The organism is Curtobacterium sp. MCBD17_035 (assembly GCF_003234815.2).
Taxonomy (GTDB): domain Bacteria; phylum Actinomycetota; class Actinomycetes; order Actinomycetales; family Microbacteriaceae; genus Curtobacterium.
Genome location: NZ_CP126279.1, coordinates 3301153 through 3312222 on the forward strand (window position 1 = coordinate 3301153; position 11070 = coordinate 3312222).

The 11070-nt window shown below is 72.2% G+C and carries 11 protein-coding genes; 2 read left to right on the forward strand and 9 right to left on the reverse strand.

The window, feature by feature from the left end; genetic code table 11:
• The first annotated feature begins 35 nt into the window (after positions 1–35).
• Positions 36–284, forward strand: coding sequence for a type II toxin-antitoxin system Phd/YefM family antitoxin (locus tag DEI93_RS15620; RefSeq protein ID WP_111011679.1), 249 nt, complete (start codon positions 36–38; stop codon positions 282–284).
• Entirely contained in the window at positions 281–535 is a 255-nt protein-coding gene (locus DEI93_RS15625) for a type II toxin-antitoxin system RelE family toxin (RefSeq protein ID WP_111120433.1), read from the forward strand. The genes DEI93_RS15620 and DEI93_RS15625 overlap by 4 nt, the downstream gene beginning before the upstream one ends.
• Positions 536–568: 33 nt before the next feature.
• Here the strand turns inward: DEI93_RS15625 and DEI93_RS15630 are convergent, their stop codons facing one another.
• From DEI93_RS15630 to DEI93_RS15670, 9 genes are all read right to left on the reverse strand, one after another.
• Positions 569–973, reverse strand: coding sequence for a hypothetical protein (locus DEI93_RS15630; RefSeq protein WP_146244464.1), 405 nt, complete (start codon positions 971–973; stop codon positions 569–571).
• Between the two features lie 148 nt (positions 974–1121).
• Positions 1122–2009, reverse strand: a complete 888-nt coding sequence (locus tag DEI93_RS15635) for an NAD(P)-dependent oxidoreductase (protein ID WP_111120435.1) — start codon at positions 2007–2009, stop codon at positions 1122–1124.
• A 173-nt stretch (positions 2010–2182) separates the two neighbouring features.
• Entirely contained in the window at positions 2183–4225 is a 2043-nt protein-coding gene (locus DEI93_RS15640; RefSeq protein WP_111120436.1) for an iron ABC transporter permease, read from the reverse strand.
• Positions 4222–5199 (reverse strand): ABC transporter substrate-binding protein, encoded by a 978-nt coding sequence (locus tag DEI93_RS15645; protein ID WP_111120437.1) that lies wholly within the window; start codon positions 5197–5199, stop codon positions 4222–4224. The genes DEI93_RS15640 and DEI93_RS15645 overlap by 4 nt, the downstream gene beginning before the upstream one ends.
• The gene (locus DEI93_RS15650) at positions 5196–6197 is read right to left on the reverse strand and encodes an ABC transporter ATP-binding protein (protein ID WP_502868531.1); all 1002 of its coding nucleotides are present in this window, start codon (positions 6195–6197) and stop codon (positions 5196–5198) included. The genes DEI93_RS15645 and DEI93_RS15650 overlap by 4 nt, the downstream gene beginning before the upstream one ends.
• A 185-nt stretch (positions 6198–6382) precedes the next feature.
• Positions 6383–6946, reverse strand: coding sequence for a YdeI/OmpD-associated family protein (locus DEI93_RS15655; RefSeq protein WP_111120438.1), 564 nt, complete (start codon positions 6944–6946; stop codon positions 6383–6385).
• 86 nt (positions 6947–7032) lie between these two features.
• Positions 7033–7935, reverse strand: coding sequence for an SMP-30/gluconolactonase/LRE family protein (locus DEI93_RS15660; RefSeq protein ID WP_349815068.1), 903 nt, complete (start codon positions 7933–7935; stop codon positions 7033–7035).
• A gap of 70 nt (positions 7936–8005) precedes the next feature.
• Positions 8006–8632 carry a TetR/AcrR family transcriptional regulator gene (locus tag DEI93_RS15665; RefSeq protein ID WP_258372320.1) on the reverse strand — a complete coding sequence of 209 codons (627 nt, stop codon included), beginning with the start codon at positions 8630–8632 and terminating at the stop codon, positions 8006–8008.
• A gap of 103 nt (positions 8633–8735) precedes the next feature.
• Complete coding sequence (locus DEI93_RS15670) at positions 8736–10877, reverse strand: MDR family MFS transporter (protein WP_181436113.1); 2142 nt, start codon at positions 10875–10877, stop codon at positions 8736–8738.
• Positions 10878–11070: the final 193 nt, after the last annotated feature.

Genomic DNA, 11070 nt, shown 5'->3' on the forward strand with positions numbered 1-11070 from the left:
TGTACAGTTCGGGGTGCGAGTTGTACATTGTGCAGATGACCGTCGTGAGCGTTGCGGAAGTACGAAGCCACCTCTCCGAGATCATCGCCAGCACGCTCCACGACGATGTCGTGATCGAGCGTCGCGGCAAGCGTGCCGCCGTCCTCGTCAGCCCCGAACACTACGAGCGGATGATGGAGGCCCTCGAGGATGCCGCGGACGTGGCTGCCTTCGACAGCGCCATGGCAGAAGAAGGACCGAACGTGCCCTGGGACGAGGTGAAGGCGGACCTGGGCTGGCAGTGAGCTACCGCGTCGAACTCCGTCCCGCCGCCGCTCGAGCGCTGAAGCGGATCGACCATCAGGACCGGTCCCGTATCCGCGGTGCGATCGCGCTCCTCGGTCACGATCCTCGCCCACCGGGTGCCAAGGCGCTCCAGGGACGCGACGGCTTCCGCGTGCGCGTCGGCGACTACCGCATCGTCTACACGATCGACGATGGTGTCCTGCTGGTGGTCGTCGTCACACTCGGGCATCGGCGCGATGTGTACCGCTGACCTCGCGCTCATGCAGGCGCAGATCCACGACCATCACCACGTACCGGTCGCGGTCCGGACGACGACGATGGCCAGCCCCGAGAGCGCGAGAACCGCTCCCAACGCGCACAGCGGAAACCACGCTCCGGCACGCCCTCGCCGCCGCGCCCGGAACCCGAGGCGTGCTCCGACGAGCACCGAGGCGATCCCGCCGAAGAAGGACAGCGGCATGCTGACGAGGAAACCCGAGTTCGAACACACGCCGTGGGGCCGACCCGTCCCACAGACCCCGGACCCGTAGAGATAGAGATTCCTGTCGAACACAGCATTGGTGGACAAGAGCACCGCGACGACGTCAAGCGCGATGAGCGCCCACATCGCGATCACGTCGATCCATGACGTCTCCCCTCGTCGCGGGCTCTGCCTGACACGCACCATCATGCGAGCTGGCTCGGCCATTCCTCCATCGAAGGAGTCGGGTTCGCCAACGTCGCCATCATCGACACCGGCGACACCCCGTCCGCGGGAGTCGACCCGAACCCCTCGATCTGCGGCGACTTCGACGTGCTCTCCGGCAACGCGTGATTCCCCACCACCCGGCCTCCACTCACGCCTCGCCTCGCCGCAACCGCCGCCCCGCCCGCTCCTCGAGCCACCGCGCCCCGAGCAGCTCCCCGAGCACCGGCCCGTACCGCTCGAGCGCTGCACGCTGCACGTCCGCCGAGGCGTCGAGCACCGGCATCGGGACCCCGCGCTCGCGCCCGAGCCCCGCGACGGTATCCAGCTCCTCGACGACCCGGTCGACGCCGAATGTCGTCATGTCGTCCCCGTCGAGCAGGTGGTCGAGGTGCCGGTCCATGAACACGCTGCCCCCGGCGCTCGTGCGGAGCAGGGCGTGCAGGTGCTCGGGTTCGAGCCCCATCGCCTGTCCGACGAGCAGGGCCTCGGTCGCCGCCGAGGCGTGGGCGAACCACAGGGCGTTGGCGAGCAGCTTGACGACCTGCCCGTCCTCGGCCCGGTCTCCAGCGTGCCGGACGGCTCCGCGCACGGTGAGGGCGTCGAGGACGGGACGGGCGCGCTCGACCGCTGCGGGCCTCCCACTCGCGAACAGGGTGAGGGCTGCCGCCGTCGCGTCGTCGACGGACCCGCCCATGGGCGCAGCGACCACGTCGATGCCGCGCTCGGCCGCGTCGGCGGCGAGCGCCCGCGTCGTCCGCGGATCACCGGACGTCAGGTCCAGCCACAACGCCCCGGCCGGGAGGCCCGGCAGCGCCTCCGCCATGACGGCACCGAGCTCGGGTGGTCCGGAGAGCACGGTGACGAGGACGTCCACGCGGGTGAGGAGCTCGGCGAGCGACGGTGCCCAGCGCGCCCCGGCGGCGAGGACGTCCGGCTCGCGGGCGGGGTCGATGTCGTGCGCGACGACGGGCCCGAGCGCGACGAGGTGCGGCAGCAACGCCGAGCCCATCCGACCGATCCCGACGACCCCGAGCACCGGACCACTGTGGCACAGGGGCGCGCGAACCGCTCTCACTGGCCGCGGTCGCCAGGGAAGGGCGCTCGCGAGAGGGCGTGCGCGGGAAGGGCGCGCGCAGACGACAAGTGCGCCGTCGCCAGACCCCGCACTTCGTCGTTGGCTCGCGCAGTTGCCGAAGTGACACAACGACCTCAGGTCCGCGACCGCGCCAGCAGCCACACGAAGTACGGCGTCCCGATCACGGCGGTCAGCAGCCCCGCCCCGATCTGCGCGGGAGCGATCACGGTCCGCCCGAGCAGGTCCGCCAGGCACACGAGCACCGCGCCGAGCAGGACCGCGACCGGGACGACGCGGGCGTGCCGCCGACCGACCAGGGCCCGGGCCGCGTGCGGGGCGACGAGTCCGACGAACCCGATGGTGCCGACAGCGGCGACGGCGGTCGCGGTGAGCACGACGCTCGTCACGAGGAACAGCAACCGGGTCGCGGGCAACCGGAGCCCGAGCAGACGCGGGGTGTCCTCGTCGAGCGACACGAGGTCGAGCGCCCGGTGCCGCAGGCCGACCACCACGAGGCCGAGCGCCAGCGCGACGACGACCGGGACGACGTCGGGCATCGTCCGCCCGTAGGTCGATCCGGACAGCCAGGTCAGGGCCTTCGTCGCGTTGAACGGGTCGGTCAGGGCGATGAGCAGCCCGATGAGCGCCGTGGTCGCCGCCGAGGCCCCGATGCCGATGAGCACGAGCCGGTCCTGCCGGAAGCCCCCGCGCGCGGCGAGCCCGAACACGACCGCCGCGACCACCCCGGCCCCGGCGAGCGCCGCCGCCGCGACGCCCCACGACCCCGCGACGGGCACGGTGGTGAGCAGGAGGACCGCACCGAGCCCGGCACCTCCGGAGACGCCGAGAATCCCCGGTTCCGCCAGGGGGTTCCGCGTCACGGCCTGCACGGCGGTGCCGGCGAGCGCGAGGGCCGCCCCGGCGAGGAGCGCGGCGAGCACCCGGGGCACACGCGTGTCGAGCACGTACGACACGATCGGCCCGGCTCGCCCGGTGGCCCAGTTGACGACGTCGCCGAGCAGGAGCTTCGCGTCGCCGAGCAGCACCGCGGCGATGACGGTGCCGACGAGCACCGCGGCGAGCACGACGACGGTGAGCACGAACACGACGGTGCTCGGGATCCGGAGCCGGTCCCCCGCGGTCGTGGTGTCCCCGGCGGAGCGGGCGCGGAAGGCGAGGCCGACGAGGAACACCGCGCCGACGAACGTGGTGACGGTACCGGTGGGGACCCCGACGGCGGCGTCCCCACCGACCACCGCGCGGAGCAGCACGTCCGACCCGAGCACGACGACCGCGCCGACGAGCCCGGCGAGCGGCAGTGCGACGACGGACCGCGCGAGCCCGGACACGCGTCGTGTCAGCGGCCTGGCGAGCGCGGGCGCGCAGAGTCCGACGAACCCGATCGGACCCGCGAGCGTGACCGCCGCCGCGGCGAGCAGCACCGCGAGCACGACGCTGACGACGCGGGTCCGGCGGACGCCGACGCCGAGGCCCCGCGCAGCGTCGTCCCCGAGCCCGAGCACGTCGATGCGCCGTCCGACCACGAGCAGACCGAGGATGCCCACCGCGACGACGGGTGCCATCTGCGCGACACCGCCCATGCCGTTCTGCGCGATGCTCCCCTGGCTCCACTGGTACAGCCCCTCGGTCCGTTCGGGGAACAGCAGCACGAGGGTCGAGGTCACCGACCCGACGCCGAGCGCCAGCGCGCTGCCGGCGAGGACGAGCCGGACGGTGCCCGACCCGAGGCCCGAGAGCGCGAGCACGACGCCCGCCGCGACGAGCCCGCCGACGAACGCGACGCCCGAGGAGGCCAGGAGCGGCAGGTGCACCCCCGTCACCCCGACGACGGTGAGCGCGACGTACGCGCCGGCGTCGACGGCGAGCGTGTCGGGAGCGGCGAGCGGGTTCCGGCTGACGGCCTGGAGGGCCGACCCGGCCACGCCGAGCGCGGCACCCACCAGGATCCCCGCGACCGCACGCGGCAGGCGCGACGCGACCACGACGGACGCGTCGCCCTCGTCCGCACGACCGGTGACGGCCCTCCAGACCGCCGCCGGCCCGACGGCCGCGGAGCCCTGCGTGACGTCCACGACGGCGAGCGCGGCCACGAGGACCGCGCCGGCCAGGAGCACCGCGGTGACGGTGACCGGCCGCCGCGGCGCCAGGAGCGTCACTTCGTGAGCGCCGTCACGACGGCGTGCACGTACGCGGTCATGGAGGCCGGGCCGCCGAACAGCCAGATGCCGTCGTGGAGCCGGTGCACGTGACCCGCGGTGACGAACGGCAGGGACTTCCAGACGGCGTTCGAACCGAGGGCGCTCGTGAACACGTCGCCGCCGTCCGCGTCGTTCGCGAGGTAGAGGAACTGCACGCCCGACGGGAGCTTCGTCAGCCCCTCGACGTCGGTGCTGCCCAGGCCGTAGCTCCCGTCGCCGGTGACGTCCCAGGCGTTGTGGAGCCCGAGCTCCTCGGTGACGTCGCCGATCAGGGAGCCGTCGGCGTAGGGCCGGATGGTGACCTGGTTCGAGACCTCGTAGCCGTCGGCGAACGCGACGTCGTCACCGGAGCGCCCCGCTTTCGTGATCGCCTCCTTGCCCGCGGCGACGGCGTCGTGGAACCGGTCCATGACCTTCGCCGCCTGCTGCTGCCGCCCGGTGGCCTTCGCGATCATGTCGAGGTCGGTCGTCATCTGCTCGATCTGGTGCGAGGCGTCGGCGGACCGCACGGCCACGACGGGCGCGATTGCCCGGAGCTGCTCCAGGGTCGCGGCCGACAGGTCCGTCGTGGCGACGATGAGGTCGGGCGCGAGGGACGCGATGGTGTCGGTGCTCGGCTCGCCGCGGGTCCCGATGTCCTTCGGTGAGCCCGTCAGCGGCGCGGCGGTGTCCCAGTTCCCGTAGCCCTTCGGGTCCGCGACGCCGACCGGCTGCACGGCGAGCGCGACGAGGTCCTCGACGACGTTCCACTCGGTGCCGACGACCTTCGTGGCCGGTCCGTCGAGGTGCACCTTCGTGCCGGTCGCGTCGGTGATCGTGATCGCGCCCGCGGTGGACGAGGACGTGCTCGAGGTCGCCTCGGTGGTGCCGCACCCGGTCAGGACGACGGCGGCGGTGACGGCGAGGGCCGCGGCGGTGATGATGCGCTTCATGGGGTGGGGTGGAGCCTTCCGGATCGGTCGTGGTGTCGGCCGACGGCCCGGGTGCGGACGGCGCCCGTTGCCGGGTCGACGTCCACCTCGATCCGGATGCCGTAGACGGCGCTGAGGGTGGTCGCGGTGAGGACGTCCGCCGGGGTGCCCGTGGCGACGACGCGGCCGTCGGCGAGCAGGACGACGTCGTCCGCCACGGCCGCGGCCTGGTCGAGGTCGTGCAGGACGATGCCGACGGCGATCCGGTGCTCGTCGGCGAGGTCGCGGACGAGGTCGAGCAGCTCCACCTGGTAGCGCAGGTCCAGGTACGTCGTCGGCTCGTCGAGCAGGAGGACCCCGGTCTCCTGCGCGAGGCAGCTCGCGAGCCACACACGCTGGAGTTGGCCACCCGAGAGCTGGTCGACGGGGCGCTCCGCCAGCTCGGCCACGCCGGTGACCGTCATGGCGTGCGCGACGGCGGCCGGGCCTCCCGGATCGCTGCGTGTCCAACGGGTCCGGTGCGGGTGCCGGCCGAACGCGACGACCTCGTGGACGCGGAGGCCCCCGGGGGTCGGGCGGCCCTGGGTCAGGAGCGCGACGCGGCGGGCGAACTGGGCCGGTGCCAGGGCGAGGGCGTCGACCTGGTCGGGGTCGCTCGCGCGGTCGGCGTGGTCGGCGCGGTCGGCGCGGTCGGCGCGGTCGGCGTGGTCGGCGCGGTCGGCGTGGTCGGCGCGGTCGGCGTGGTCGGCGTGGTCGGCGTGGTCGGGGCCGAGGGTGATGCTGCCCGTGCGGGCGTGCTGGAGCCGGGCGAGGGTGCGGAGCAGCGTCGACTTCCCGCTGCCGTTCGGGCCGACGAGCGCGGTGACACGACCCGGGCGGAGCCGCAGATCGGCCGCGTGCACGACGTCGACGCGGTCGTACGCCACGGTGATGCCGGTGGCGTCGAGCCCGGAGGGGGCGACGGATGAGCGTCGCACCGCACGCGCGGGTGAGGCCGCCTCGGTCCGGTCGTCGGTCACGTAGGTGAGGTTAGCCTAACCTCACCCCTCCTCCGCAAGGGCTCCGCGACACATGACGCGCATCGCCCTCGTGTTGCACCTCCGAACCGCGCGCCCCGACGACAACTGCGCTGTCGTCCACGCGCGCCCTTCGTCGTCCACGCGCGCACTCGCCGGTCCGCACTCGCCGGTCCGCACGCCCGGCGTCACTGCGGGTAGGGCGTCTCCCCGCGCTCGAGCATCGCGACGAGCTTCGCCAGCCGGTTCGCCCGGGCCGTCGGACTCGGCGCCGTCGTGATCCGGTGCAGCACCGCGTACCGGTTCTGCCGATTCAGCGTCGCGAAGCGCTCGGCCGCCGCGGACGATGCCGCGAGCGCCGCTGTCAGGTCCTCCGGCTCGGCGATCGCCGCCGACCCGGCGTACGCGCTGGCCCATCGCCCGTCGGCCTGGGCACGGTCGACCTCCGCCTGGCCACGCGGTCGCATCCGCCCCTGCGCCGTCAGGGCCGCGAAGAGCCCGATGTTCCGCTGCGACCACAGCGACGTCCGGCGCCGCGGCGTGAACCGCTGGAGGAACGTGGCGGCGTCGTTCCCCCGCTTCTGCCCGTCGATCCAACCGCTGCACAGGGCCTCGTCGAGGGCCTGGTCGTACGTCAGCGAGGTCGGGTCGACCGTGCCCTTCTTCGCGAGCACGAGCCACACGCCGTCGGGGTCGTCCTCGTGTGCGTCGAGCCAGGCGCGCCACGCCGCGACATCCGGGACGACGAGCACCGCCGAGCCCGGTGCCGCCGAGCCCGGTACCGCCGGACCCGGTACCGCCGGACCCGGTGCCGCCGGACCTGGTGCCGCGCTCCCGCTCACGGGCGGAGGGCGATCCCGTGGGCGTCCCGCGCCGTGGTCGCGACACGGTAGATCGACGTCGTCGCCGCGATGAACAGCGTCGTGCCGTCGTCGCCCCCGAAGCAGAGGTTCGCGACGACCTCGGGGACGGGCACGGTCCCGATCCGGTCCCCCGAGGGTGCGACGACGATGATGCCCCGTGCGCTCGAGCTCCACACGTTCCCGTCCTCGTCGACGCGGATGCCGTCGGGGACGCCCTCGTCGACCGCGAACTGGGCGAAGACGCGGCCGTTGTTGCACCGGATGCCATCCACGACGTCGTACGCCCGGATCCACCGGTTCCCGACGTCCGAGCCCTCGGATGCGGACGAATCGGCGACGTAGAGCGTCGTCCCGTCGGGTGAGAACGCCAACCCGTTCGGCTCCTCCACGTCGAGCACGACCGGGCGGACCCGGCCGGTCGCGGGGTCGAACCGGAACACCGCGTGGTCCCCGTACTCCAGGTACCCGGCGTGGCCCTCACGCGACTGCGTGATCCCGTAGTCGGGATCGGTGAACCAGATCGTGCCGTCGGGTGCGACGACCACGTCGTTCGGGGAGTTGAACCGCACCCCGTCCCAGCTCGCCACGATCGGTTCGACGACGCCGTCGCGGTCCCGCTCGACGCGTCGCCGGCCGTGGGAGCACTGCACGACGCTGGCGTCCCGGTCGAGCGTCCGGCCGTTCGTGAACTCGACGCGGTCGGCGTACACGCTCGTGGTGCCGTCGTCGGCGTGCCACTGCATGATGCGGTCGCCGGGGATGTCGGACCAGCGGAGGGTCCGCGTCGCCGGGATCCACACAGGGCCCTCGGCCCAGGTGCTCCCCGTGGCGATGCGCTCGACGGCGCCGGGATCGGGGACGAGGTCGGTCAGCGGCACGGGTTCTCCTTCGAACGCACGGGCGCGACGCACCCGTCCGCTCCATGCTGGCGCATGTCGGGTCCGACGGTCAGGAGGCGAGGGCCCCGATCTCGGCGACGGTCGCGGTGATCCGGTCGGCGAAGTCCGGATCGGTGGTGCTGCCGCCCTGATGGACGGCCTCGAGCAACGCACCGAGCACGAGGGTCACCGCGAGTCGAGCGGTCCGTTCGGGCACACGACCGGCGGCGATCGCCACGAGGTCCTTCCGCAGGTCCGCCATCCACTTGAGCACGGCCGGCATGAGCTCGGGCTGCTCGGTGATGAGGTCCTTCATGACGGCCTTCTCGTGCGGTGAGGCGCCGGTCTCGGCGACGACGTGCGCGACGAGAGCGCAGAGGTCGGACACGAGGGCGTCGGGTTCCCCAGCGGCGAACCGTGCCCGCTGGGCATCGTCGATCCGGAGGTCCGGCAGCCCGAGCGCCGCGGCGGACTTCGACGGGAAGTAGTTGAAGAACGTGCGGGTCGAGACACCGGCCTCGGCGCAGATCGCGTCGATCGTCACGCCATGGAGGCCGTGCTCGGCGGTCAGGCGGCGTGCGGCGTCCTGGATGTGCCCGCGGGTCTGCCGCTTCTTGCGGGCCCGGAGCGTGGATGACTCGGGGTCGACGCCCGCGATGTCGATCGCGGCCGTGTCGAGCGTGGCGCTGGTGTCCACGTCGTCTCCGTCCTGGTGGTCGTGGTCGTCCGGCAGCGGTCGCGCCGGATCGGTGCGGCGCCGCCCCCGTCCTGTCGGACGGCGACGGCGCCGCGGTCCTGCCCTACTTGGAGACCGGGATCGACCCGGTCGCGGGGGCGGTCAACGAGCCGGTGAGGTCGGCGGCGCGCACGGCCTCCACCTCGAGGTCGTCGGCCGTCTGGTCCTTGTCGGCCTGCTCCTGCAGTGCGGACCGCTGCCGCAGCGGCGGCACCTTGAAGAACCAGCTGAGGACGAACGCGAGCAGGATCACGCCGAGGCCGACCCAGTAGATCGACACGGCCGAGGCGTTGAAGCCGGTCATGAAGGGCTTGGTGAGCCGCGCGTCCGCGCCGTTGAGGTACGACGTGTCGCTCGTCTCGCTCGCGGAACTGCTCGAGCCCGACGTGCCCTTCCGCAACTGCTTCGCGATGGCCGGTGCGACCTCGTTCACGACGTGCTTTCGCTGACCGGCGTCGCTGTAGTCGATCCGCAGGCTGCCGTTCGACACCGACGCGTGCGCCTTCGCGGCGGCCGCGGTCAGGGCCTGCTGCTCGGCGGCGGGCCGGGCGGTCGCGACCTGCTGCTGGATGACCGTCTGCGCGGCGGCTGCCGGGACGGCCCCGGCGGCGACCTGCTGCTGGACGGCGGCGGTCACCTGCTGCGTCACCCGCTGGTCCGCTGCCGCCTTCGCAGCGGTCGTGCCCTGGTCGAGCTTGCCCTGGATCTTCGCCTTGACGGGTGTGACGATCGGGTTCCAGATCTGGTGCATGACGCCCTTGTTCTCGGACGCGTTCGCGACCGAGGGGGTCAGAGCGGCGTTCAGGCCACTCGACAGGTCCGTCCTGTCCGACATCGCGGTCACGATGTTCGTCGGCATGAGGGAGAACAGCACCGACAGGAGCACGGCCGTGCCGAGCGTTCCACCGATCTGCCGGAAGAACGTCGCCGAGCTCGTGGCGACACCCATGTCCCGGGGCTCGACCGAGTTCTGGCTGGCGAGCGTGATGGTCTGCATGAGCTGGCCGAGGCCGAGACCGATGAAGAACATGCCGATCATGAGGAACCAGAGCGGCTTGTCGATCGTCATGAACGTCAGGACGACGAAGCCGACGGCGGTGAACGCGGTGCCGGTGACCGGGAAGATCCGGTACCTGCCGGTGCGGGACACGATCTGACCGGACACGATCGACGCGATCATGAGGCCACCGATCATCGGCAGCGTGGCGAAGCCGGACGCCGTCGGGGACAGCCCGGTGACGATCTGCAGGTACAACGGGATGGTCAGCATGGCGCCGAACATCGCGAACCCGACGAGGAAGCCCATGACGGTCGCCATCGAGAACACGCCCGAGCGGAACAGCTTGAGCGGGATGATCGCGTCGTCCTTCATGAGGGTCTCGACGACCAGGAACCCGACCAGTCCGGCGACCCCCACGGCGTAGCAGGTGATGGCGCCGGCGGAACCCCAGCCCCAGTCGCGGCCCTCCTCGGCGACGAGCAGGAGCGGCGCGAGGGTCACGATGACCGAGGTGGCACCCCACCAGTCGATCCGCGGCGTGCGCTTCTCGCCGGTCTTGGGCAGGTGCAGGAACGCGATGACCATGAGCAACGCCGCGATGCCGATCGGGACGTTCACCAGGAACACCCAGCGCCAGCCCGTGATGAACAGGATCTGCGCGGCGCCCGAGAACAGACCACCGACGAGCGGGCCGATGACCGACGAGATGCCGAACACGGCCAGGAAGTACCCCTGGTACTTCGCGCGCTCACGGGGCGCGAGGATGTCGCCCATGATCGCGAGGGGCAGCGACATGAGCGCGCCCGCACCGATGCCCTGGAACGCGCGGAACGCGGCGAGCATGAGCATCGAGGTCGAGAAGGACGACAGCAGCGACCCGACGACGAACACCGAGATGCCGAAGATGTACAGCGGGCGGCGCCCGAACAGGTCCGAGAGCTTGCCGTAGATCGGCGTGGTGATCGTCGAGGTGATGAGGTACGCGGTGGTCACCCACGCCTGCTCGTTGAGACCGTGCAGGTCGTCACCGATGGTGCGGATGGCGGTCCCGACGATCGTCTGGTCGAGGGACGAGAGGAACATGCCGGCCATGAGGCCGTAGATGACGAGCAGGATCTGGCGGTGGCTCATGATCGGCGAGCCCGATGCGGGCGCCGATCCTGGAGCGCTGCGCCGGACCTGCGCGGGAGCGGAGGCAGTTGACATTGCGGTCCTTCGGATGGGTGTGGAGATGCGTGCGTCGCCTGCAGGGAGCCGACCTCGTCGGGGTGCCGACGGTGGCATACAACCTTGCAGTAGATGCAACTTTACACCTGCCGCAGGTTTGCACAACCCGCAATAGTGCAAGCACTGCACCCCGCGTTCGCGGGCCGCGACGGACGGGAGGCGGGACCCGCGT